25 protein-coding genes and 2 tRNA genes are annotated in these 21,919 nt (G+C 50.0%); 20 read left to right on the forward strand and 7 right to left on the reverse strand.

Annotated features, from left to right (window positions below; translation table 11 throughout):
* Window positions 1–114: 114 nt before the first annotated feature.
* Entirely contained in the window at window positions 115–669 is a 555-nt protein-coding gene (locus AAA857_RS04885; RefSeq protein ID WP_338173709.1) for a hypothetical protein, read from the reverse strand.
* Window positions 670–803: 134 nt separating this feature from the next.
* Between AAA857_RS04885 and AAA857_RS04890 the strand changes: the two genes are divergently transcribed.
* Window positions 804–879: transfer RNA gene (locus AAA857_RS04890), tRNA-Ala, on the forward strand.
* Between the two features lie 167 nt (window positions 880–1,046).
* Here AAA857_RS04890 and AAA857_RS04895 read toward each other — a convergent pair.
* A complete protein-coding gene (locus AAA857_RS04895) occupies window positions 1,047–1,838 on the reverse strand; it encodes a PKD domain-containing protein (protein ID WP_338173711.1) in 792 nt (263 codons plus the stop codon).
* Window positions 1,839–2,017: 179 nt separating this feature from the next.
* Here AAA857_RS04895 and AAA857_RS04900 point away from each other — a divergent pair.
* Window positions 2,018–2,089: transfer RNA gene (locus AAA857_RS04900), tRNA-Gly, on the forward strand.
* 95 nt (window positions 2,090–2,184) lie between these two features.
* Window positions 2,185–2,511: a hypothetical protein gene (locus AAA857_RS04905; protein ID WP_338173713.1), complete on the forward strand. Its 327-nt coding sequence runs from the start codon at window positions 2,185–2,187 to the stop codon at window positions 2,509–2,511.
* Here AAA857_RS04905 and AAA857_RS04910 read toward each other — a convergent pair.
* Entirely contained in the window at window positions 2,493–2,927 is a 435-nt protein-coding gene (locus AAA857_RS04910) for a low molecular weight phosphatase family protein (RefSeq protein ID WP_338173715.1), read from the reverse strand. The genes AAA857_RS04905 and AAA857_RS04910 overlap by 19 nt on opposite strands.
* A 32-nt stretch (window positions 2,928–2,959) precedes the next feature.
* On the opposite strand from AAA857_RS04910, the gene AAA857_RS04915 reads away from it, so the two are divergent.
* The 4 genes from AAA857_RS04915 to AAA857_RS04930 all read left to right on the forward strand — a co-directional run bounded on the left by AAA857_RS04915 (window position 2,960) and on the right by AAA857_RS04930 (window position 6,908).
* A complete protein-coding gene (locus tag AAA857_RS04915) occupies window positions 2,960–3,304 on the forward strand; it encodes a hypothetical protein (protein WP_338173717.1) in 345 nt (114 codons plus the stop codon).
* 72 nt (window positions 3,305–3,376) lie between these two features.
* Window positions 3,377–4,390: an Mrp/NBP35 family ATP-binding protein gene (locus tag AAA857_RS04920; RefSeq protein ID WP_338173719.1), complete on the forward strand. Its 1,014-nt coding sequence runs from the start codon at window positions 3,377–3,379 to the stop codon at window positions 4,388–4,390.
* Between the two features lie 9 nt (window positions 4,391–4,399).
* The gene (locus AAA857_RS04925; protein ID WP_338173721.1) at window positions 4,400–4,753 is read left to right on the forward strand and encodes a gamma-butyrobetaine hydroxylase-like domain-containing protein; all 354 of its coding nucleotides are present in this window, start codon (window positions 4,400–4,402) and stop codon (window positions 4,751–4,753) included.
* Window positions 4,754–4,829: 76 nt separating this feature from the next.
* Window positions 4,830–6,908: a phosphatase PAP2 family protein gene (locus tag AAA857_RS04930; protein WP_338173723.1), complete on the forward strand. Its 2,079-nt coding sequence runs from the start codon at window positions 4,830–4,832 to the stop codon at window positions 6,906–6,908.
* Here AAA857_RS04930 and AAA857_RS04935 read toward each other — a convergent pair.
* Window positions 6,899–7,579: a KEOPS complex kinase/ATPase Bud32 gene (locus AAA857_RS04935; RefSeq protein ID WP_338173725.1), complete on the reverse strand. Its 681-nt coding sequence runs from the start codon at window positions 7,577–7,579 to the stop codon at window positions 6,899–6,901. The genes AAA857_RS04930 and AAA857_RS04935 overlap by 10 nt on opposite strands.
* Before the next feature lie 84 nt (window positions 7,580–7,663).
* Here AAA857_RS04935 and nadA point away from each other — a divergent pair, with 84 nt between their 5' ends.
* Entirely contained in the window at window positions 7,664–8,818 is a 1,155-nt protein-coding gene (gene nadA, locus AAA857_RS04940; protein WP_338173727.1) for a quinolinate synthase NadA, read from the forward strand.
* Between the two features lie 2 nt (window positions 8,819–8,820).
* Here the strand turns inward: nadA and crcB are convergent, their stop codons facing one another.
* Window positions 8,821–9,192: a fluoride efflux transporter CrcB gene (crcB, locus tag AAA857_RS04945; protein ID WP_338173729.1), complete on the reverse strand. Its 372-nt coding sequence runs from the start codon at window positions 9,190–9,192 to the stop codon at window positions 8,821–8,823.
* Between the two features lie 92 nt (window positions 9,193–9,284).
* Here crcB and AAA857_RS04950 point away from each other — a divergent pair, with 92 nt between their 5' ends.
* From AAA857_RS04950 to AAA857_RS04965, 4 genes are all read left to right on the forward strand, one after another.
* Window positions 9,285–9,953, forward strand: coding sequence for a non-canonical purine NTP pyrophosphatase (locus tag AAA857_RS04950; RefSeq protein ID WP_338173731.1), 669 nt, complete (start codon window positions 9,285–9,287; stop codon window positions 9,951–9,953).
* 57 nt (window positions 9,954–10,010) lie between these two features.
* Window positions 10,011–10,934 (forward strand): hypothetical protein, encoded by a 924-nt coding sequence (locus AAA857_RS04955; RefSeq protein WP_338173733.1) that lies wholly within the window; start codon window positions 10,011–10,013, stop codon window positions 10,932–10,934.
* A gap of 202 nt (window positions 10,935–11,136) precedes the next feature.
* A complete protein-coding gene (locus AAA857_RS04960; RefSeq protein WP_338173735.1) occupies window positions 11,137–11,556 on the forward strand; it encodes a hypothetical protein in 420 nt (139 codons plus the stop codon).
* Between the two features lie 103 nt (window positions 11,557–11,659).
* The gene (locus AAA857_RS04965; RefSeq protein WP_338173737.1) at window positions 11,660–12,058 is read left to right on the forward strand and encodes a DCC1-like thiol-disulfide oxidoreductase family protein; all 399 of its coding nucleotides are present in this window, start codon (window positions 11,660–11,662) and stop codon (window positions 12,056–12,058) included.
* Window positions 12,059–12,060: 2 nt separating this feature from the next.
* Here AAA857_RS04965 and AAA857_RS04970 read toward each other — a convergent pair whose 3' ends face one another.
* Window positions 12,061–12,903: an enoyl-CoA hydratase/isomerase family protein gene (locus tag AAA857_RS04970; RefSeq protein ID WP_338173738.1), complete on the reverse strand. Its 843-nt coding sequence runs from the start codon at window positions 12,901–12,903 to the stop codon at window positions 12,061–12,063.
* Window positions 12,904–12,999: 96 nt separating this feature from the next.
* Between AAA857_RS04970 and AAA857_RS04975 the strand changes: the two genes are divergently transcribed.
* From AAA857_RS04975 to AAA857_RS05010, 8 genes are all read left to right on the forward strand, one after another.
* Window positions 13,000–13,782 carry an ABC transporter ATP-binding protein gene (locus AAA857_RS04975; protein ID WP_338173740.1) on the forward strand — a complete coding sequence of 261 codons (783 nt, stop codon included), beginning with the start codon at window positions 13,000–13,002 and terminating at the stop codon, window positions 13,780–13,782.
* Window positions 13,779–15,476, forward strand: coding sequence for a hypothetical protein (locus AAA857_RS04980; RefSeq protein WP_338173742.1), 1,698 nt, complete (start codon window positions 13,779–13,781; stop codon window positions 15,474–15,476). The genes AAA857_RS04975 and AAA857_RS04980 overlap by 4 nt, the downstream gene beginning before the upstream one ends.
* Before the next feature lie 57 nt (window positions 15,477–15,533).
* Window positions 15,534–16,088 (forward strand): AAA family ATPase, encoded by a 555-nt coding sequence (locus AAA857_RS04985; RefSeq protein WP_338173744.1) that lies wholly within the window; start codon window positions 15,534–15,536, stop codon window positions 16,086–16,088.
* A gap of 122 nt (window positions 16,089–16,210) precedes the next feature.
* Window positions 16,211–17,734 (forward strand): type II/IV secretion system ATPase subunit, encoded by a 1,524-nt coding sequence (locus AAA857_RS04990; protein WP_338173746.1) that lies wholly within the window; start codon window positions 16,211–16,213, stop codon window positions 17,732–17,734.
* 25 nt (window positions 17,735–17,759) lie between these two features.
* Window positions 17,760–18,779 carry a type II secretion system F family protein gene (locus tag AAA857_RS04995; RefSeq protein WP_338173748.1) on the forward strand — a complete coding sequence of 340 codons (1,020 nt, stop codon included), beginning with the start codon at window positions 17,760–17,762 and terminating at the stop codon, window positions 18,777–18,779.
* 14 nt (window positions 18,780–18,793) lie between these two features.
* On the forward strand, window positions 18,794–20,365 hold the full coding sequence (locus AAA857_RS05000; protein ID WP_338173750.1) for a type II secretion system F family protein: 1,572 nt from the start codon (window positions 18,794–18,796) through the stop codon (window positions 20,363–20,365).
* Window positions 20,366–20,369: 4 nt separating this feature from the next.
* Window positions 20,370–20,810 carry a hypothetical protein gene (locus AAA857_RS05005; protein WP_338173753.1) on the forward strand — a complete coding sequence of 147 codons (441 nt, stop codon included), beginning with the start codon at window positions 20,370–20,372 and terminating at the stop codon, window positions 20,808–20,810.
* Window positions 20,810–21,247: a hypothetical protein gene (locus AAA857_RS05010; protein WP_338173755.1), complete on the forward strand. Its 438-nt coding sequence runs from the start codon at window positions 20,810–20,812 to the stop codon at window positions 21,245–21,247. The genes AAA857_RS05005 and AAA857_RS05010 overlap by 1 nt, the downstream gene beginning before the upstream one ends.
* On the opposite strand, the gene AAA857_RS05015 is transcribed toward AAA857_RS05010, so the two are convergent.
* Window positions 21,244–21,909 (reverse strand): hypothetical protein, encoded by a 666-nt coding sequence (locus AAA857_RS05015; protein WP_338173757.1) that lies wholly within the window; start codon window positions 21,907–21,909, stop codon window positions 21,244–21,246. The two genes, AAA857_RS05010 and AAA857_RS05015, sit on opposite strands and share 4 nt — an antisense overlap.
* Between the last annotated feature and the right edge of the window lie 10 nt (window positions 21,910–21,919).

The following is a 21,919-nucleotide window of genomic DNA, read 5'->3' on the forward strand; positions in this document are numbered from 1 at the left end:
ACGTACCAGGATTCGAACCCGGGTTTCCAGCTTAGAAGGCTAGAGTGATATCCAACTACACTATACGTCCATGTCGGGGGCAGCGACCACGCTACATGAAGATTAACACGGGCCTTACAACGGACGAGCGCACTTCAAACACCGACTTGGCCGGCGCACAGTGGTCCGTTTCCATGTGTATCCGCATCGCTTACACGACCATGATTGGACCTTCAGCCCCTCAAGTACCGAAGTTCGCATTTTCTGCAACAAGGCCGAATCTTTCATTGCGGGCGCCGGAGCGACTTGTTGGGTCAATTTCTCATGGGCATCAGAGTGCAAGGTCAAACCAGCAGCGTGAAACAATTCATGGGCGAAGGTGTGGCGGTAAAGGGCTTCATCTTCCAAGAGCGCAGGATGCAATCCAATGGTGACGTGGCCAGGGTCAATGCGCAGTTTTCGACGCCGAAGCAATTCTGCACTTCCTTCCTCAAAGCGAGTCATGCCCAAGCGGTCATCATCTACGGAAAGCCACTCGAGGGTGTATCGGTCTGCAATCCATGGAACAAAGACGGCGTCTACGTGCCCAGAAAGTGCAGATATTACCGCGTCGACCAGGTCTTCTGGGACGATTGGAGGTGATTTGGGGGCTGGAGTGTCGCTCAACGGCCCACTGTTTTTGCCCCCCATGAGTACCGGCAGTTGTTGGTCCTTCATGAGATTTCATGTGACGGTTGATGATTCTGTCACTCAAAAGCGGTGGATGAAAGTCGGGAATCCTTATGACTGCGAGGCCGGTCGGCGGAATGCGAAAGCACCCTTTTGGGCGTGTAGATCAGTTGGAAGATCGCTACCTTGGCATGGTAGAGGCCCCGAGTTCAAATCTCGGCACGTCCACCATTTGAGATGATTTTATTGAATCCATGTTGGACTTGGGCCATGAAAAGTACGTTTATTTTTGCTTTTTTCATTGGCTCGTCACGTCCACCAGAAATGATTCAAAGCAGTCTTGTTGGCCGTACGCATCAACAAAATCGATTCCGAACACCTTTGATTTGTACTGTGAATCATACGATTGGTGCAGTCATTTCCCATGTCGTGCTTGGCTTGTGCCAGTCACGAGCTTGGTCGGTTTCAAGTCGAATCTGCAAGCCTTCACCTTCGTCGAGTTCAATGTTCATCATCTCGAATGGAATGTTGAGTTCATTTTCCCTGAAGCGTTCATCAAAAATGGTTTCTTGTTCAATCACCGATCCGTCCAGTGTGTGCTCAATAATCACACGCACATGGCATTCTTGTAGCGGATTTCGAAGAGCACATGATTCACTGCTACCGTCGTGTTCAACGGTAACTATGCCGTCATAAGAAACGGTTCCTGCGAGGGGTATGAGGTTGACAATGGTTGCTTTTGCAGTCGGCGCACAGACGCATTCCATGTTGTCAGATTCGACCGTGGCAGTTCGTTCAACGGTAATTTCAACCGTTGCAGTTTGAATGGCATCAACTGAGGTTGAGGTGGCTGTGACCGTGTAAGTCCCAGGTAATTCGAAAGAGTGAACGGTTTCTACCCCGATGCCGGTTGTCCCGTCACCAAAGTCCCAATTGACGACATCTCCGCCGTTGATGGAATCAAATTGGAATTCATGAAGTCGCTCGGTGATGACGTCTTCTTCGTCGTTGTCTCCTTCGTCAACCTCCACGAGTATGTACTCGTTGATTCCGTAGGCGACCGGTGCGTCGATTGAAAACGACTCATCGGCGGAAGTATTGAGGGGGTCAAGAGCAGTAAATACTGCTCCTGTTGCCAGGCTTAGAGCAAGAATGAGTATCAAAGATGCTACGGATAAGGTGACTTTCATGATTGGACACTTACGAAGTTACTTTTGAACTCCTGTTTCAATAATTCAATCACAAGCCTCGCTCATGAGGTCCTAAACAGAGCAAATTGCAAGGCAGCGGTTGAGGGGTGATGCTCTTTGGCCAAGCAAGCAGTGAGGCCGACAATCGTTTAAACTCCGGCTCGGTGGGCGAAGCACAAGCGAGAGTAGTGTAGTGGTTATCACCGGGCGTTGCCAACGCCTGAACCCGGGTTCGAGTCCCGGCTCTCGCATGTTTTCCAAAAATCCTATATTTTTGGCTAAAACGCCTGTTTTCCATCACTCAAGTATTATGTGATGGGTCGGTTCCCAAAGACTTGGGAATACCATGTCAGACGAACGCAGAATTATCTTCATCGGAAAGAAACCATTGCACGCATATGTTCGTGCAGTTGTTATGGCAATGGAAGAAGGCGAGCGTTCCATTCAACTGGTTGCTCGTGGGGCTACAATCTCCCGAGCTGTGGACGTTGCAGAGGTCTGCCGACGCCGGAACGGTCACATTGCACAAGGCCTTCCAGAAACCGTCACCATCGAGAATTTGGAATGCGGTTCAGAAGAGCTGCCTACTGACGAGGGGAAAACACGGACAGTAAGCGTCCTGCGGATCAACATCGCCGGTGTCGGAGATGTGCCTCAGTCCGAAGAAGAGTGAACTTCAATCAACTTAAGACGGCGCTCAATTTCAGCCGCAGTGGCTTCGTACATTTCGTACAATCCTCCATACGGGTCCTCAAGTTCCCAGTCTTCATCGATTTTCATGACTGGGCAATGAACACCACAGCCCATTGAAATCACCATGTCGAAATCTTCAGCCTTGAATCCATCAACACTTTTTGGCACCATGCCTTCGGTGGAGATTCCTCTGCTCTCCAGGAGTGTAACTGCATGGGGGGCAATCTGGGGTCCAGGGTGTGTTCCAGCAGATGAGGCTTCATGGCCCATTGAGCGAGCCAATCCTTCGGCCATTTGAGAGCGGCATGAATTGCCGACGCACACGAAGAGGAGTTTCATGATAGATGCGAACAAGTGAGGGGATATGAACTCTATCTTCTTCCGGACACGTACCATGAATTGACATAGGTTGAGGAGGAGGAACCACTGTGAAACACGCTTCCATTGTCGCTAACATGGGGGTGTTCACCTTCCTTTTTGTTGGGCACATCATTGCGGCTGCAATGGATTTTGAGGTTTTATTCCGCATCATTGCGACATCAATAACGTTCCAAATCGTGTTTTTCGGTTCGGTCTCAATTCTTCTTGGAAAAGCCATGCCAAGAGTACATCGGCGCGAAACCAACCGATTTTCCTTTATCCTTGCCCTGCCGCTCTCCGTTGGACTTGGCTGGGCGTATGGAGGGATGGAATGGCAGTTCCTGCCGCTTGTTGTTGTGGTCGCTCCCACGCTCCTCAGCCATCTGGCCGTTGATGTTCTCTTGCGCCGATGACCGTGAATCGGCACGATGTTTCCTTGCTTAGTCGGTGGGTGGGTTGAAGTAGCCCAATTCATTGGTAAAACCATGGCCGATTCACCCGTGACCCTCAACTCTCCAAGTACCGGCGAGTCCACTCCAGCGCCCGCCCCATCGCCTCAAGAGCAAAAACAGATGGAACAAGCATATGCGCAGATGAAGCGCAAGATGTCGATGGAAGAAATTGGCCGCCAGATCAAACATAAGATCATGGTATTGTCCGGTAAAGGAGGCGTGGGCAAATCCACAGTAAGTACTGGCCTCGCGCTCTCACTCGCACAGCAAGGATTCCGTGTTGGAATTCTTGACATTGACATCACTGGGCCTAACGTTCCAAAAATGATGGGCCTTGATGGCCGCCGACTGCATGTGGAAAACAAGCGAATACATCCAGCTCAGGGCCACCTTGGCGTGAAAGTCATCAGCATGGCCTTCTTGCTAGAAGATGAAGATACCCCAGTCGTTTGGCGAGGGCCAATCAAGTTGGGCGCCATCCAGCAATTTATCGGGGACGTTGAATGGGGAGAACTTGACTATCTCGTCATTGATTTCCCCCCCGGCACCTCTGATGAGCCTCTTACCGTCGCTCAATCGCTACCAAACATCGACGGGATGGTCATCGTCACCACTCCTCAACAAGTCGCGCTGTTGGACAGCCGCAAATCAATCACCTTTTCCGAATCTCTCAAGGTTCCAGTTTTGGGTGTTGTTGAGAACATGAGCGGATATACCGTAGAAGGGACAGCAGAACCCGGAAGTACCTTCTCGGTCGCAGGCCCGGGAGGGAAAACAATTGATGCTACTGCCGATGAGGAAGGTCGCTTCCAATTCACATTGGATATTTTCAAAGAAGGCGGAGGAAAGTCAACCGCAGAAGAATTTGGAGTTCCCTTCCTTGGTGCGCTTCCGTTTGACCCCGGATTTGTTCGCGGTGGCGATGATGGTGTCCATCGAATCGTATCGGATCCTGAAGGAGCATCAGCAATTGCCTTCGCAAAAGTGGTCTCAGCGCTTCAAGACCAACTTGGAAACGGGGCAGATGACGGGCTTGAAATCATTTGAGGTGAATTCATGAGCACTGAACTCCCAACCCTCAAAAAACTTGAGCGGAAAACCACCGAAATGGTACTTTCCTACAACGATGATACAACGTATGTTGTCTCCTACGATGACCTTCGCCACGCTTGTCCCTGTGCCAAGTGTTCTCCAATGCGTAACGTCGACGAAACCAGCAAAACCCTCCGTCGCCAAGTCGAAGCACACCCTCCCGAGAAGCCACAAGTTCGAACCATTGGGAAATACGCTCTTGCTTTCGAGTGGCAGACCGGATGCTCAAGCGGTATTTTCCGCTATGAACGAATTTACGACCTCGCTCAACGAAAAGACCCCGACCGTGGCAAGCCCTATGTGCACGGAGCATGGTAACCGTTCCAAATTGGGTTCAATGAGACGACGCATTATTGAACAGGACTCACCGACCGTTGTTTGGAGTTGATGCTGAGTGCAGAGCGTGTACCTCACTTGGATGATCAGTGCACTTGCACTGGGCGTCATTCTTTTACCGGTATTCAAACCACCCTGGGCCAATGTTTCCCTACCCCCGTTCGTTGATTTCTTTCGCAGGTACTGGGTTCACATATTGATTGTCTTTCTCATCTACAATGCAAAGGACGGCCTTGACCAAATTGACCGTCTCTTAATGGCGAGTACCGGTCTAGACATGACGCCTTATATTTGGGCCATTGAAGGGAATCTTGTTCTCTGGGTCCAACAAACCTTCCAAAATCCCTCACTTACGACCTTCCTGACACACTTCTATGTGGCGGGATTCATGTTCATCTGCTATGTTTCCATCTTTTACTTTGCATATTTTGATGACCGCTGGCTTGCAGACCGAGTGACCCTTTCTATCGCTTGGGTTTACATTCTCGCCGTTCCATTCTACCTGTTTTTCAACGTCAGGGTAACCGGAGATACCATTCCGGGAATGGAAACTTTAGCCTACACTCTGACGCCGGAGATTGCTGATTGGTTCCGCCGTATTGACCCGTTTACAAACGGCATGCCTTCGCTTCACATCGGAATTCCATTTGCTGTTTGGTTGTGTCTGACACGTTTTGATGATGACCGGCGATGGAACCGTTACAGGCACACCGTTTTGCTCTATACTGCCGTTACAGCATTCACCATCATCTATCTTGGAATCCATTGGTTTTTGGACATCATCGGTGGTATGCTGATCGCTGGAGCAGCCGTCTCACTTGCAGACCGAACATCCAACACATGGTGGAAATTCTTTGACGAACGCACCATGAATGCCCGTATCGTAACCGTACTGACCAAACCGAGGGATGCTCTCGGTTTCGTCAAAGGAAGATTGCGATCAACTTTTCGCCGCTATCGCAATCCGACAAGCCGTGAAACAGGAAGGATCGCCTTTGTCATCCTCATCGTTGTTTCTTCAGTAATTACATGGGATTTGACTCACAGTGCACTGCCTGCTGGTGGCGTAGAGGCACCAGAAGGTGCAGCAGCAGTCGACGGATGGCTGTTCACTCTCGATAATCAAAGCGGCGAAGCGGTGATGTTGGTGCATAACCTCTCAGACAGTGGTTCTGAACCGTACGAACTCCTTTCTTTGGATTTGACCATCGACTCCCCTTATGCAGTATCGGGAACGACTTTGGTAGCTGCTAATTCGACACATCTATCGGTGGTTGACGTTGAACAAGACGATGGACTTCTCTTTTCCATCCAAATGGAGCGCCCTGACCGTTTGATGCTGGTGGATTACGGCGCTGAACTCGCTGTTGTTTATGTCCAAGACGGTGCTCTTCTCGCTATGAATTTGGATGGATCCCCGCTGTCCAACCCTCTCGAGCCGTTTGAATCCGTGGTTTACCTTGCAGGCTCAGGCTCAGAAGTAGCCTTTGTCACCTCAGATGATTTGACATCAATTCACGTGATTCAAATGGGGGTCAAGGGCATGACTGAATACCAGGTAAATGCAAGCGCCGCCGTAGAAGAGGATGAGATTCTTGCTGAATGGGGAACCCCGGTTGACATGGAAAATGCGTCCATCGTGGACATTGCTTTCAATCGGGAATATCTTGCTGTGACGGTCAATGTAAGTGCGACCGACCGACTTGTCGTTTACAACCGTTCAACGGCCATGCAATGGCTTGGAAGCAACGCGAAATACCATGTATCTGACCCTTCAATCGGAAACGGAATTCTTGCTTGGGCTGCTCGTGACCATTACAATCCCCTCACGCCTCGAGATGAATACCTCGACCGAGAAATACATTTCACTACCCTTGGTACAAATACGACTCAGGTTCTCACCGTGGATGAAAATGACCAGTGGGGGCCTCAAGTGCTTGAAAATCACTTGGTGTATTTCCAGTTGGAAGATGAAACCGTTTCTGTAGAGATTCATTCATGGGATCCTGAATTGCGTTTGTACTCCAGCATCGTTCTCCAACTTGGTGTTGTTTTAGCCATCATCATCGTGTTCTTCAACACGTGGCAGCGACAGGGAGAACGACGCAACGAGCGCTCCAGCGTCCTTCAACCGTGATAACGCACCCGCTGTCGAATCTCGTCCAGCCGAGTCAATACTTCGGCTGCTGTGGGCACCTTGCCGCCTTGAAGAACAGGGGCCGCTCCAAGTTCAGCATCCACTCCAGCATAACCCTCCAACACCCAGTTGATGGCCCCCTCCCATTGAGGATGGGATGCGCCAAGAATTTCATCCAGAACGTGGAGATCGATTCCGAATCGCTCGACCTCGTATTCAACAGCAGCCAATCCAAAGTCGATCAGGAACACTTCGGTCTCGTTGATGAGGACGTTATTGGTTGACAAATCACCGTGGGTCATCGCCTCCCTGTGCAAGTGACGTACCGCAGAACCTACGGATTTCAAAGCGAATTCAACGGTTTGAGGCTCGGTGTTTTCATCGTTGAGAACCTCAATGAGGGTTCGCCCGGGAAGCCATTCAAGGACCAACTGTCCCCCATCCAAGTCCAAGTCCCAAACAGCAGGAACAGGGAGTCCGCATTTGCGTAAACGAATCAACAAGCGAGCCTCGCTGGTCATGCGTCGAACCCCAAGGCGATGGTCGAGGTCAGCGTGGCGCCATGACCGGGGTCGCCGTTGTTTCCTGACGGCTTGTTTTCCAAACCATGTTCCCCTCCATACCTCCGCCTCCGCACCCAAATGGAGACGTCGGTCTTCGATGAAGGCCATGCCTCGCTCACACGGTCACGGTTTTCAAAGTTCACCCCAAACCACTGTTTCAAAAGGGGTGAGCGTTTACATCGTATGAGAGCCATGTCACTGACCCTCCCGATGTGTTCTGTTGATTTCATGGATGCCTCCTTGTCAACCGAAGAACAAGCCGTGAGTGATCGAATTCAGGAACTGAAGGATCAACTCGGGGACGACCTTCTCATCCTTGGCCACCATTACCAGCGTGACAGCATCGTGATGCATGCCGATTTTCTCGGGGATTCGTTTATGCTCAGTCAGCAGGCTGCTTCTTCAACAGCGAAACACATCGTGTTTTGTGGCGTCCATTTCATGGCTGAATCAGCAGATATTCTGACCACTGATGACCAAACGGTTGTCTTACCAAACATGCGTGCCGGGTGCTCGATGGCAGATATGGCCACCTTGGTTGAGGTCGAAGGTGCTTGGACGGAATTGCTTGCCGCATCTGGTTTGAACGATCCACTCAGCAGAGATGACCCTGAACAACCAGCGCCTCAGGGCAAAAGTTACCTCGTACCCGTGACCTACATGAATTCTAGCGCTGATTTGAAGGATTTTGTCGGCCGTCATGGTGGCGTTGTTTGCACTTCTTCAAATGCTCAAGGTGTTCTCAATTGGGCCTTTGAACGGGCTGGAGATGGTGGTGCAGTGTTGTTCTTTCCCGACCAACATCTCGGGCGAAACACCGGTATCGCCATGGGGATTGATACTGAGAAAATGCCGACCTGGACGCCTGGAATCGGCGCTATGGGTGAAATAAAAGACTCAAGGATTATCCTCTGGCATGGATTTTGTTCCGTACACAAGAGGTTCACACCGGACCAAATTCATACCTTTCGGGCTGAATACCCAGATGGAATTGTAGTGGTCCACCCGGAATGCCCTCGCGAAACCGTAGATTTGGCTGATGCCTACGGCTCCACACAATACATTCGGAACTTTGTTGAAGGCTTGCCAGCAGGCTCGTCGGTTGCTATTGGCACAGAAATCAACATGGTCGCACGTCTGGCTAGAGAACACCCCGACAAGCACATTGAATGTCTTGATGACGAGATTTGCCCATGTTCAACCATGTACATGATTCACCCTGCCTACCTTATGGATGTCCTCGAACGCTTGGTGAAGGGAGAAAAACCCAACCAAATCTCTGTCCCAAAGGACGTTCAAGAAGGGGCGCTTTTAGCCTTGAACAGGATGTTAAACATTCTCAAATAAGGTTAGTTCAACAATGCCTCAGTAGCTTTCCAGCCGAATAAGGCAAGAGCAGGTCCTGCTAAGGCCGTTGCAGAAATATAACCCGCTAATTCAGCCCATCGTTGCTCATTCCATAGATTGGCGCTTTCAATTGAAAAGGTGGAGAGGGTTGTAAATGCTCCAAGCAAACCGGTCCCAAAGAGGAGTGCCTGAGTTTCGCTCAAGGTGTTCACCGCAACAGCAGCGGTTACCACTCCGAGCAAAATTGAACCGACTAAATTTACGGTAAGCGTTCCCCATGGAAACGAATCCGAGGGCATGCTCTCACTGACCCAAAATCGGAGAAGGGCTCCCAAAGCCCCTCCTGCCGCCACTGCGATCCAATCAGAAACCATGTCCGTTGGTCATCCCTCCATGCTATCAATTTACCTTTGAAATAAAAGAGAAAGGAGTCATCGTCATAGGGTGTGACGGATTGGGAGGGTTGATGTCCACCGTGATTTGGTTCTTGACAGGCAACGAAGGAAAACTCGCCGAAGCGACCCATCATCTCTCGCCTTTGGGATTTGAAGTGCGTCAGTTGTTGCTGCCAGAAGGGACGATTGTTGAACCTCAACTTGAATCACTGGAAGATGTAGCCATCGCCAAACTTGAGCAAGCCAAGCAACATCTCCCGGAGGGTGAAACCCACGTGATGGTAGAAGACGCAGGTCTTTTCGTTGATCCCTTGGATGGATTCCCAGGAATTTATTCTTCATATGCATTCAAAACCATCGGTTTTCAAGGCCTGTTGCGACTTCTCAATCACCTGCAAAGTGAAGACCCTGTGCAGGCAGCCAGCCTTCGGAGTGCATCGTTTCAAGCCGTGGCTGCTCTTTGGGACGGGAACAACATTATTCTTGGAAAGGGGGCATGCCCCGGGTCAATCTCGACGACTTCAAAAGGAGAGGAAGGATTTGGGTTTGACCCAATTTTCATTCCTCGGGACCTTGATGATTTGGGCCAACCTCTCCCTTCTGGTAGCTACGGGGTCATGAGCACTCACGGTGCAACCTTCGGATCCATCTCACTGGAAATCAAGCAAAAATTCAGTCACCGAAGGCGTGCCCTCGACCACCTTGTGACTCAACTCTCAGGGGACAGTCAAGATTTGTGAAGGTGTTGGGATTCCATCACCGTCATAAAGAATCAATGTTTGGGGTGAACGAGGGACATGGGATTCGCAAGGACCGTCGTGGCTGTAATGTTCCTCTGTGTGTTGGGGTTCTATCTCTCATCTATTGGTGAATTAACCGACGAAGCCAAATGGGGTTCAGTGGCGCTCATGGGCATCCTTGCCTTTGGGTGGATCAATCTTGGAACAGCACCTCGAAAGCCTGTTGCGGCACCCCAACCCCACTCTGAAACACGTGTAGAGCCTCAAACTGAGGCCGAGGTAGAACTTGAAGAAGACGATGGAATTCCTGAACCTGTTAAGGCTGAATCGCTTGATGGGGCAACACTTCGAGAGCGTAAATTAGCAAAAATCGCTGCTGCGGCCTCCGCACAAGCAGAATCATCGGTTGATGATAACGAGGACAGTAACGAACTTGAAATCACAGTCGAACTGGATGATGTTCATACTGCGGGAGAATACGTTGTTGAGGTGAGTCCAGAGTCTGTAGAGGATGCTGACATTGAACTCACCGTTAGCGATCGCCGAAAGCGACATGAAGAAATTCGCCAACGTATCAAGCAGCGTCGCCGAGGGCAGATGGCCGATATTCGTGCATCTACTGCAAAGATGTGGGAAGACCATGCTGCTGGGGAAGATTTGGTAGCCTTGCTTCAAACACCCGGGCATGGCCACTCGGTTATGGTCCAACCAGAACACCCAGCGCCAGGTCATGTTTACGGGGCAACTTTTGTAAGAATTGATGAAGGCAGAATCCTCAAACTTCGCCTTCCCCTTGATGATGGTTTTGAATCGATCATTAAACCCAAACCGGAGCCACAAACAGAATTGCCTGAACTGATTGGTGCTGATGGTAAAATCCTCCCGCCCCTCATTGGGGCCGATGGTAACCCATTGCCTTTACCGCCTCTACCTGCATCGAGTAGCGCACTATCCGCCCTACGCGAAGAGATGAAAGAATAGACCCATTTCATCATCGTTCCAGTTGTAAAACTGGGCTATTTACAGTATATTTTTTATATACGGTCGTACAATATTATCTATGCACAATGTGCCAAAGGTGTTCCGAGTTGAGAAATTGATACCCCATTGCCCGAACTAAATCTGCCCACACGGCGGAGGCGCTCTTGAAGCCCTCTGCCAAGGTAAATCGGGGTGAAATCTAATGGGAAAAGCCAACAATAAAAAGAACACTGGAAGAAGAATCCACGGTCGAAAACTCAATCGTGAGAAGAACAAGGAGAACCGGGTCCGTCGAAACCGTACGGCCGTCAGTGGGGGTCTAAGCGATCCTCGTGAAGAGCAAGTGCGGAAGGACTACCTGGAACGACGTGACCAAAAGGTACGTCAGCGGAACGAACGAGCACGCGCCAATGGCCCTTGCTGCGCATCGCAGGAAGCGCTTGTCGCTCGTAACGTCCGTATGCACAAGGAACTTGTGAGTGCCGGTAGCCGTGCTTACAACACGACAACCGGAGCGCATGACATTCTCGTCATTGATGCGTGGTTCAGAAGAGCAAACAGTCGCCACATGGCGCATTTCCGTTTGTATCTTCGAGAGAACAACATTCGAACCGTAGGATGATTCTCCTGTGAATGGACGCGTTCGAGCGCAATCTCGGGTTGGAGAGGGGCAATGGCCCCTCTCCTTTTGTGCCGATAGGCTGTCGCTAACACGAGGGCGGGTCGTGACGGAAGGCGATGTTATTCTTTTGGACGGCGACTGCGGGCTTTGTACACGTCTCGCTGTGTTCATGACGCCAAGAATGTCATCGGGCGCTTCCCTTCGCTTCCTGGCCATCGAGAGTGAAGAAGGTCAAGCCATCATTTCGACCTTTCCGCAACACATTCAGGACGTCGACACCGTTTACCTCGTGCGTGATAATAAACCCTACATTCGGTCCTCAGCAGCGCTACGTTTTCTTTTCTACATGCGTTGGTATTACGCCATGTGGTATCCGATTGGTTGGATCATTCCGTTACCGATTCGCAATCTTGTCTACCGCTTTGTGGCTCGGTACCGTCACCGCATCTTTCGCAAGCCAGCATCCTGCGTCTTTCCGATGCCAAAGGCCGATCAGGGATGAGTCTACTTGTGCTTCCATTGCGCCGTTTCTCGGTTGATGAAGGCTTGAACACCAATTTCCTTATCTTCGCTATCGAACAATCCAGCGAATGCAGCAGCTTCAGTAGCAACTCCCTCGGTTAACGACTCATCAAGTGCACTGCGAACAACTTCCTTTCCAACACGCAGTGCGTGTGAAGATTTGGTTCCGATTCGGCGAGCCATGGAATAGACGGTATCCTTCAATTCTTCAGGGGCGACAACATGGTTGACGAGTCCAATGCGATGTGCTTCTTCTGCGGGAACCATGTCACCTGTCATGATCATCTCATGCGCTTTTCCATATCCTACAAGACGTTCCAAGCGTTGAGTGGCCCCGTATCCAGGGATCAATCCAAGGTTGATTTCGGGTGCACCGAACCGAGAACGGTCGGTAGCGATACGAATGTCACATGAACAAGCAACTTCACATCCACCTCCAAGAGCAACCCCATCGACCATTGCGATGGTCGGTTTTGATAAATTCCACAAGGCCTCGACAGCGTTATCTGTGAACTTGACGCGAATCACTTCACTTCCTGCGCCAGCAAATTCAGTGATGTCTGCTCCAGCAACAAAAGCATGTGGTTTGGCCCTTTTTCCTTCAGCAGGTGGATTGGGAGGTGCGCCCGTGACGATGAGCACACGTACATCATCACGTGCCTCTACCCACGCACAAACGGCCTTCAGTCCATCCATGACTTCAGCATTCAATGCGTTGAGTTTGTCGGGACGGTCAATGGTTAAACAAGCGATAAACCCAATGTCATGTTCATCATCAATCGGAAGGAGTTCAACCTTCAATACTTCACTCTCTGGAGCGTTCATGGTTCAACCCAAAGGGTTCCTGTTCATGATTTCATCGCACGGTTCCAAACGAGGTGAGAGGCAAGGTATGAAATCCTCCCCCCGTGTGTCGCAAGCATGGCTGAAGATGCCCGTCCTCTGGTAAGCGCAAAGGATATGGCGAAGAAATACGGGGACTTTATTGCTCTTCATCCCCTTAATGTGGAGGTTCATGCTGGTGAGTTTTTCGGCGTATTTGGTCCAAACGGCGCTGGCAAATCAACGTTCATAAAACTCCTCACCGGGCAACTGCGTCCAAGCAAAGGCCAGATCGAAGTCCTGGGCGTTGATGCGGTCCGAGACCCGCAGAAGGTCAAGGCCAACATCGGTATTGTGCCCGAATCTGAATCACCTCCGTCGTTTCTAACCCCTGCTGAATTTCTTGAGTTTGTAGCTCGTTTGCGCGGCGTTGACGATATGAAAGCGAAGGTTGAACACTGGCTTGATTGGTTTGGAATGCAAGAAAAGCGAGATACCATGTGCAAAGATTTGTCTAAGGGACAACGACAAAAAGTGATGCTGGCAAGTGCGTTCATTCATCGTCCCAAATTACTTTTTTTGGACGAACCTTTTGCAAATTTAGACCCGATTTATCAACGTAAATGCCGTCAGTGGTTGCTTGACCATGTGGCTGAGGGCGGGACCATTTTCCTTTGCTCTCACGTGTTGGAGATGGCGGAGCGAATGTGCAACCGAATGGCCATCATCAACGACGGTAAGGTGCTTGCAGCCGGTACCGTCACTGGATTGAAGAACTCACCAGATGAAACCCTTGAGGACGTCTTTATTCGTCTTGTTGGGCATTCTATTGAAGATGTTGAACGATTCACTGAGGAAGGGATTTCCGACTCGGAGGAATGAACTTGGATACCTCGTTCATTGAATCCCGAACTTGGGACGACGAGATTCCTGAACGCCTTCCTTCCCTCGGAACATCGGCTCACGGTGCGACCTTGACCGAACCGTTGCGTGGATGGAATGCATTTTCAGCGACCTTTAGGGTCATGTTTGTTGAAGAAGGAAGGAAGAGCGTTGAGTTTGCTAAGAAGCGACAAATGGTTCTTTTTCCATTGCTTCTGACGCTTGTGACTGCTATCTCAACCATTGGATTGCAGTTTCTTGTTGGAGATTCGGCAGCCCAAAGTTCCGACCTTGATAACAAGACATTCACCTGGCAGGAACTGCGTTTTGCGCTCCATCTTCCATTGTTCATGTTCTCTCTAGGGATGGGAACCTTTGCGTTCATTGGTCGAGATGCAATCATTCGGCGTACGGGGAGTAAAAATTTCCTTCTTGCGGCTCCAGCACTTCAGCCGCTACCCAACTCAATGGCTCACTTCGCATATTTTGTCAAGGATTTGGCGTTCTATGTTATGCTCATCCTTACTCCAATTATTGCTGGCATGGCCCTCGGGATTCTTCTCGACGGTGTGGCCGGCATTCGCACCCCGCTCCTCTGGACTTCGTTACCTTGGACGTGGCTTGCAATGGCAACTACTCTGGGTCAAGGACTGGCTCTTTCTTTTCTTGCATCCTCGCTCTGGTTGCGAGGGCGACCGTTTACCATCATTGGCCCAGTTGGGATCGTCTTCTTGGGCATCGGGGTTGGCTTAGGGTGGCTTCCAACCGAACTGTTGCTTTGGGGGCTTGTGGCCCAGTCCACACAGAACGGTCTGTTTATCATTGGAGGGTTGGTGTTTTCTGTTGGTTTAGGCTTCTTTGCATCCGTACTGATTCTCGACGACTTTGATGTGAGCGTCGTTGAACGAGGAGACCTTTTGGCTCCAATTTACGGACGACTGAGTTTCCTCGGGAACGGCGAGATTCGTCTTATTGTGGCGAAAGAGTTTGTTGATTTGTTCCGTTCTGGCGCAATAAAAAAGATGACTGTTTCCTATGCGATACCTCTTCTTGTGCTGCTTGGTATGGCATGGTTGGTTGATTTTGCCGATGCACCAATTCCAATTAATCTGCTCTCTTATGCACCGTTTTTAGGCTTCTTCGGGTTCAACTTTTACTCGTGGTTGACCATCCTTGATTCTCCGGACTTCATGAACGGCTTGCCGCTTAAGGTGCCGGATTTAATCCGGGCCAAAGTTGTGGTTTACTTTCTAGCAACCTCATGGATTTCACTGATTTTCATCGTGCTAATGGCGTGGCGATTGGATGAATGGGCGTCCCTCCCAACCAGCATTATCGTCATGTTTGCCAACTCAATTTACATCGTTGCCTTGACGGCCTTTTTGATGGGTCTACGGCCCAATAAGGCCATCTTTGATGCCTCGATTATGATCTGGTTTTGGATCGGGACGGTTCTGCCTTTGCTTGGCCTGTTTCTACTTTCTTTCACCCAAGGAGACGTCTCCCTTTATGGAAATTGGTGGGAGCGAGCTTCCCAAGACGGACTTGCAGCCACCGCTCAAATGTACGATGATTCCATGGTTCAGCAAGGTTACTTGGGGATGATTATCATCTCAATTCTTCTCTTGTTTGCCTCGGCCGTTCTTTGGAAGATGATGGACCGCCGATGGGGTCGGGCTGAGTTCTCAAACTAACCTCAAAAGCATCCTTTCGGGGGTATGTTCTTGAGCATCAGTCACGGGCCCTTCTTCATGGCTCGGGTCTATGCAGTCTGCGGAATGCCTGGCTCGGGCAAAGGTGAATTTGCCGCAGTACTCTCAAACGATGGGATCCCAGTCGTCTCAATGGGGGACATGGTTCGAGCAGAAGTTCGTTCGAGAAACCTCCCTGAAAACCCAAGCATCTTTGGAGAAATAGCCGCTGAGTTGCGTGCAGACTTCGGAGAAGATGTACTCGCAGTGCGTCTTGGCGACAAGGTTGACGAACTCCTTCAGGCCAATCCTATTGTACTCATCGAGGGCCTCAGGGGGATTGCAGAGCGCAGCGTCTTTTCCCAGAGATGGGGTGCCGTTTTTCGAACCGTGGCCATCGATACAAGCGAAGAACTGAGGTTCGAGCGAATTCAACAACGAGGGCGCTCTGAAGATGGTGACTGGGCTGCTTTTGAAACCCGAAACCTCAGGGAAATCGGCTGGGGCTTGGACGTCCTCATCGATGAAGCGGATGCTGTTATTTCCAACGACCTTGATTTGCATGCCTTTGTCGCTGCATGCGAGGAGTGGTTATATTCGGTAAAAACCGCCTAAAAAAAATTCCATTGCGGCTTTCGCTAAAATGTCCGCAGGGAGTCGTTTTGGAGTTCTTTTTCACCCAAGTGTTATAGTCGGGGATAGACTGTCTCCAAATGCGTTCGGCGAAGGTGATGACCATGGCAAGAAAAAAAGGTGGTGGAGAACGACGTCAGCGAGCCAAACAACGTCAACAGTACGACGAGTTGGACAAGTATCCAGTTTTGCCCCCTCATGCTTTTGCACGCATCGTTCGTGACCGCACAACGCTGAACATTATTTACCAAATCATCGAACCTCCGATGACGAAGAAAGAACAGGAGCAGCGGGATGAAATTATGGATATTTTTATCCGTTCCCTTACGGCAAATATTGAGGAAATCGACTCAAATCCCGAGGCTTATGTGCGTGCTGCTATGGATAAAGTCATCAAGGCTTACAGCATGAAAATCAACAAGAAGTCCAAATCAAAGATTTTCTATTACCTCCGCCGTGACCTGATCGGATACGGTCCGATGGACGTTTTGATGAACGACGTCAACGTTGAGGACGTCTCACTGGATGGGACAAACGTCCCGATTTTTGCTTACCATCGTAAGTTTGAATCTGTGGAAACCACCTGTGTTTGGGAAACCGACCACGCTTTGGAATCCTATGTCATCAAACTTGCTCAGCGATGTGGAAAGCACATTTCAGTCGCTTCACCACTGCTTGATGCTACGCTGATGGACGGGTCAAGAATTGTCATGAAATTGGGCCGTGAGGTTTCAACCCGAGGTTCAGCTTTCTGTATTCGCCGGTTTAAGGACGACCCGTTCTCTCCCGCTGACATCGTCGCATTCCGAACCATGTCTTCACTCATGACAGCATACCTCTGGATTGCGTTCCAGAATGAAGTGCCTATGCTCTTCGTCGGTGGTACGGCGTCTGGAAAGACCACCACCCTCAACGCGATGTGCATCTTTATTCCCTGGCAGATGAAGATCGTTTCAATCGAGTCCACGCGTGAAGTTAACATCCCACAACCCAACTGGGTTCCAGGGCTAACTCGACAAGGGTTTGGTGGAGAGTCTACAGACGGTGAGATCGGCGAGTTCGAGTTGCTCAAAGCAGCACTTCGTGAGCGGCCAGAATACATCATTGTCGGTGAGATTCGTGGTGCTGAAGCCTATGTTCTGTTCCAAGCCATGGCCACAGGTCACTGTGCATACTCAACGGTCCACGCCGATTCGGTACCATCCCTTGTTCACCGTTTGGAGAACAAACCAATTGACATCCCACGTGTTTTGCTTCCTGCGCTAGAGGCTTGCGTCATTCAAATCCAGACCCGTATCAATGGAAAGCGTGTTCGAAGAACCAAGCAAATTGTTGAGATTGTTGGTATTGATCCGAACTCTATGGAAGTAATCACCAATGAAGTGTTCCGCTGGGACGTGACGAGTGATGACTTTATCTTCAGTGGAAAATCGTATGTTCTTGAGAAAATCATGGTTAAAATCAATTACAGTCAAGAAGAGATGCGTCGTGAGTTGAGAACACGTAAGCGAATTTTGGAATGGATGGTTCTCAACGATATTCGAAAGGCAGATCAAGTCTCTCAAATCGTTACCGAATATTACGTGCGGCCCAATGAGATCATGGCCCGTGTTGACGGTTTGAAGTGAATAAAACGAGTATGGTGGTGATTGCATGGACCTAACGGCATGGCAGCGAATCTGTAACCGAATCCTCGGTGGCGTTGTTCGTAAGCGAGCCCGTGCCGACAAGGAATTGTCCAAAAACCTCGTCAAAGGGTCCATGCCGATGATGCCTGAGGTCTACCTCGCAACCGTCATTGTCACCACCATTGCTATTGCCTTGATTTCTTGGGGTGTTGTCGGAATTTTCTTCTTCCCCGAAATCGGAGTCATTGCATTTTACGAGGGAATACAAGCCGCCGCATCGGTAGGTCCTTGTTTCGAATGGGAATATTGGAATCCCGACTTGATCAATCCTGCTCTGCCAGGAAACGGATGCCCCGAATACAGCCTACAGGTCTTCCCTGCTTTTCTTAAAATCATCATCGTCCTCATCGGTGGCTTCCTCATCCCCTATGTAGCATACAAGTACAACAAGGGTGGCGCTGCACGAGAAGCAAAGCGACGAGGTGACATGATTGAGAAGTATCTTCCTTATGCTGCCTCATACACCGCTGCTATGTCCGCTGCTAATGCAACCCCGAGCAAAATTTTCCGCTCTCTAGCCATGAACAAGGACATTTACGGCGACGTCGCCGACGATGCTGCGATGGTTTATCGAGATGTTACTTTACTGGGGTACGACCTCATCACTGCGATGAAGATGAGTGTCGATCGCGCTGCTTCAGTTTGGCTGACAGAGTTTTTCCAGGGAATGGTCGGAACCTTGACCGCTGGTGGTCAACTCAAGTTGTACTTCCTCAACAGAGCAGAGCATTACATGCGTGAAAACAGAACTCGCCTGCAAATGTTCCTTGAATCCATTGCTTTACTTGCCGAATCCTACATTGTGGTTGCAGTTGCTATGCCGCTTTTCCTAATTGTTATGCTCGTCATTATGTTCTGGGTCTCGGGTTCAGGTGCGCAGATGAGTGAAGGAATGCTGTACGGAATCGTTCTTGGCTTCATTCCAATGATTCACATCGCTTACGCGATTTTGGTTTACACCAGCAGTAAGGAACAAGACATGTAGAGGGAGGTGAAATCGTGGCAAAGAAAAAAGATAAAATCACTGTTGACTTGGACTTGCCCAAGGACGATTCCACCATCACTCGCCTTTACATCATCCTCTTCTTTTCCATCATTTTTGGGATCGCTTCCGGTCTGTTTTGGATCGCCAACTCTGGATTTGTTCCAACTCAAAACGGTGAGCCAATGTTCACCAATTTGTATTGTGGGGCAACCGCGCAGGATGCCGTAGGAAATCCAACTGGGGAATATTTCCAAACCAATCAAAAACCAAATTACGAAGCGAATGAGACATGTTCAATTCTCCAAGATCGGCCTGACCGCGTTACTTGGGAAGGGGAAGAGTGGAGCCTCGTAACCAAGCGTGGGAAAAATTTCGACGTACCGGGTGTTCCGGATACGGCTACAGGTTCTGTTAATGTACTGCAGCCTTTATGGTTGAATTGTACCGTCGAAGCATCGACCAATGCAGATTACACGGTCGCCATTCGTTCATCGAGCGGTGAGATCGAAGATTGGTACAATGGAACCGCCAATAAGGGCAATTGCGGTATTGAACTCATCACTATCGCGCCAGGTGAACGGTACGAATTGATGTTCTTGGCTGCGGATGAGAACGAGTATCTGGATAAAGTAACGTTTGATATGACCGTCCATTATTTCGATGGAATTCCGGCTAACATGAACAATATGTCTCTTTGGCTTGGACCCGAAGTTGGAGTCGGCCCTGTCAAAATCCATCCAACAATTTTCCTAAATTTCTTTGGCCTGACCTTCTTCCTGTTCATCTTCCCAGCATCTTATTATTGGGAAAAGGTAGAAGCTAAGAAGAACGAAGTCGAAGAAAAATTCCCGGATTTCCTGCGTGACCTCGCTGAATACTGGAAGGGAGGGCTTTCGATGACCGTCGCGGTTCAAACCCTCGCCACATCTGAGTACGGTGCACTGAATGACGAAGTCAAAAAGATGTCAGACCAGCTCAGTTGGGGTGTCAAGTTCAGTGACGTCATTCTCCAATTTGCAGAACGAGTCGGAACCCCGCTTGTTCGCCGTGCTATTGCGCTGATCGCCGAAGCGGATCGCGCAGGCGGTAAGATTTCGGACATTCTGGTCACCGCAGCAAACGATTCGCGGGAATTGAAATTCCTAGAGGGTGAGCGAAAGCGCGCCATCGGTTCGTACATTGCGGTTATTTGGACATCATACTTCGTTTTCCTCGGAGTTATCGTAGTTCTCGCAAAGGTGTTTATTCCTGCTATTGCTGGCTCAAACTCAAGCGGCGATGACGGTGGAGACAGCGGTGGTCAAACCATTGGAAACATGACCATTCGTAACATTGACCCGTTGTTTTTCCTGACAATTTTCTATTACGGGGTGACCATGCAAGCCTTGGGTAACGGATCAATGGCAGGATTGATGGCCACTGGGCGATTTTCGACAGGATTCAAGCATTCTGGAATGATGATCGTCGTCGCACTGGTAATTTTCAACTTCGTCGCCTTCTCTCCAGACCTGATTGGGGTCACCGATATCCCAGGCCTTAACCCGTCACGAGGAACGTTCGTTCCTTCACCGTTGTTTTGGGGATGACGGAATGAAAGGCGATGACGAAGGCCAAATTCACATTCTTGAGATGTTGACACTGTTTTGGCTGTTTTTCATGTCAGCTACGTTTCTGATTCGTGTCCAAGTGCCCGATTCTCAATCTGTTGCCCTTGATGCGTCACTGGAGATGGCTGGTAGCGATGCTATTCGCTACGGTTTGGGGCTTGAGGCTGAAATTAACGGTGAAAATCGATTGGAAGAATTGCTGGCGAACGATGACAGAGAAGGGGCTTGTGACCTTCTGCAATCAGCGATAGCCCCCGGCAAAGAATCCAATTGTTGGCTTGCCAAAGACAGTTCTGTTTCTACTCCTCATGGGAGAGTTGGCACCCCCGCAGGCGGTACTGTTGCTGTTCATCACCTGGTCGTCGTCGGCTCTCATGCTTGGACGGTCACTCTCGACGTGTGGGCGCGAGGAGGTGGAGCTTGATGCTGAAGAATGATTTGAGTCAGCGAGATGGGGCGCAAATGCTCCTTGCAACCGGCGTCGTTTTGCTGATGTCGCTCCTCTCAATGGCAATTTTTGGAGTCAAAGTAGCCGGTTTAACCATCCCGCACGATGCTGCTTCCGACGATGTTATCGTCACCAGTGAAGATGTCATGGAGTCGCTCCAGCCCCTCTCCCAGGCTCGCACGGACATGTGGATCGAGGGTGGATTGGAAGGTGTTGAGGCAGCTGATTTGGCCTTAGGGACCGTCCATGATGACCTCTTGCATCACGGTGAACTGCGGGGTGTGGAAGTGAAATTAACCAACATCATCATTTCCGTAATCGACTCCAGTCAACTCAGTGTTACAGCGCAACTTGGTGTTTCAGACGGTGAAGCAATGCTCAGTGCTGATATTGCATTTGTCCTCAACGTTTAATCTGGACGCGCATGTTCATCGATTGCCCGATTAAGCAAGGTGAAAATCCGTTCGACATCATCCTCTACTCGGGTAGGATCTACCACTGGCCAATGAGCAATTTTTGCCCGTTCAATAAGCCCTTCTTGGATGTGGCGAATACGAGAAAAGCCTGCTAAGTAGCGGTCGGAGCGACGGTAGGATTGGGCGTCTCTTGACCTGAGCATGTCCTTGTGGACCCGCTCTTCATCCACCTTCATGACTACGCCGAGGGCGATTCCACCTGCATCTTCCCACGCTCGTAAGAGCCGAGCGCTAGGATTGATGTGAACCCCTTCAATCAGCAAATCAATTCCTTCGCGTCTTGCTCTGTTCACCGTTGCATGAATTCCTTCTTCAACCGCTAAGCAAGTTTCAGTCCAATCGATGACGGCTTCTCCGCTTGCCCCAATTGAAAATGAAGACCGGTGGAGGGCAGGATGATGGTGATCTGGGTCGCTCAACCGCATAATTTCTCGAATAGCATCGGTCGACATCATGCGCGTAAATCCCGCTCTTGATGCCAAACCTACAGCTGCCGTTGATTTTCCTACGCCGGTTGCTCCGGCAATGACCAGCAATCTTGGAGGACGGCTGACGAGTGCTTTTGCGGTTGCTTGCGCCAAACCAACTCTTCGGGTCATGCAATGTACG

Origin of the sequence: Candidatus Poseidonia alphae, assembly GCF_943787815.1 — an archaeon.
Lineage (GTDB): Archaea > Thermoplasmatota > Poseidoniia > Poseidoniales > Poseidoniaceae > Poseidonia > Poseidonia alphae.

Excerpts from the sequence above, each read along its gene's own strand:
- AAA857_RS04885 (WP_338173709.1), bottom strand. The coding sequence starts at position 669 with ATGGGGGGCAAAAACAGTGGGCCGTTGAGCGACACTCCAGCCCCCAAA.
- AAA857_RS04895 (WP_338173711.1), bottom strand. The coding sequence starts at position 1,838 with ATGAAAGTCACCTTATCCGTAGCATCTTTGATACTCATTCTTGCTCTA.
- AAA857_RS04905 (WP_338173713.1), top strand. The coding sequence starts at position 2,185 with ATGTCAGACGAACGCAGAATTATCTTCATCGGAAAGAAACCATTGCAC.
- AAA857_RS04910 (WP_338173715.1), bottom strand. The coding sequence starts at position 2,927 with ATGGTACGTGTCCGGAAGAAGATAGAGTTCATATCCCCTCACTTGTTC.
- AAA857_RS04920 (WP_338173719.1), top strand. The coding sequence starts at position 3,377 with ATGGCCGATTCACCCGTGACCCTCAACTCTCCAAGTACCGGCGAGTCC.
- AAA857_RS04925 (WP_338173721.1), top strand. The coding sequence starts at position 4,400 with ATGAGCACTGAACTCCCAACCCTCAAAAAACTTGAGCGGAAAACCACC.
- AAA857_RS04935 (WP_338173725.1), bottom strand. The coding sequence starts at position 7,579 with ATGGCCTTCATCGAAGACCGACGTCTCCATTTGGGTGCGGAGGCGGAG.
- nadA (WP_338173727.1), top strand. The coding sequence starts at position 7,664 with ATGTCACTGACCCTCCCGATGTGTTCTGTTGATTTCATGGATGCCTCC.
- crcB (WP_338173729.1), bottom strand. The coding sequence starts at position 9,192 with ATGGTTTCTGATTGGATCGCAGTGGCGGCAGGAGGGGCTTTGGGAGCC.
- AAA857_RS04950 (WP_338173731.1), top strand. The coding sequence starts at position 9,285 with ATGTCCACCGTGATTTGGTTCTTGACAGGCAACGAAGGAAAACTCGCC.
- AAA857_RS04955 (WP_338173733.1), top strand. The coding sequence starts at position 10,011 with ATGGGATTCGCAAGGACCGTCGTGGCTGTAATGTTCCTCTGTGTGTTG.
- AAA857_RS04960 (WP_338173735.1), top strand. The coding sequence starts at position 11,137 with ATGGGAAAAGCCAACAATAAAAAGAACACTGGAAGAAGAATCCACGGT.
- AAA857_RS04970 (WP_338173738.1), bottom strand. The coding sequence starts at position 12,903 with ATGAACGCTCCAGAGAGTGAAGTATTGAAGGTTGAACTCCTTCCGATT.
- AAA857_RS04975 (WP_338173740.1), top strand. The coding sequence starts at position 13,000 with ATGGCTGAAGATGCCCGTCCTCTGGTAAGCGCAAAGGATATGGCGAAG.
- AAA857_RS04980 (WP_338173742.1), top strand. The coding sequence starts at position 13,779 with ATGAACTTGGATACCTCGTTCATTGAATCCCGAACTTGGGACGACGAG.
- AAA857_RS04985 (WP_338173744.1), top strand. The coding sequence starts at position 15,534 with ATGGCTCGGGTCTATGCAGTCTGCGGAATGCCTGGCTCGGGCAAAGGT.
- AAA857_RS04990 (WP_338173746.1), top strand. The coding sequence starts at position 16,211 with ATGGCAAGAAAAAAAGGTGGTGGAGAACGACGTCAGCGAGCCAAACAA.
- AAA857_RS04995 (WP_338173748.1), top strand. The coding sequence starts at position 17,760 with ATGGACCTAACGGCATGGCAGCGAATCTGTAACCGAATCCTCGGTGGC.
- AAA857_RS05005 (WP_338173753.1), top strand. The coding sequence starts at position 20,370 with ATGAAAGGCGATGACGAAGGCCAAATTCACATTCTTGAGATGTTGACA.
- AAA857_RS05010 (WP_338173755.1), top strand. The coding sequence starts at position 20,810 with ATGCTGAAGAATGATTTGAGTCAGCGAGATGGGGCGCAAATGCTCCTT.
- AAA857_RS05015 (WP_338173757.1), bottom strand. The coding sequence starts at position 21,909 with ATGACCCGAAGAGTTGGTTTGGCGCAAGCAACCGCAAAAGCACTCGTC.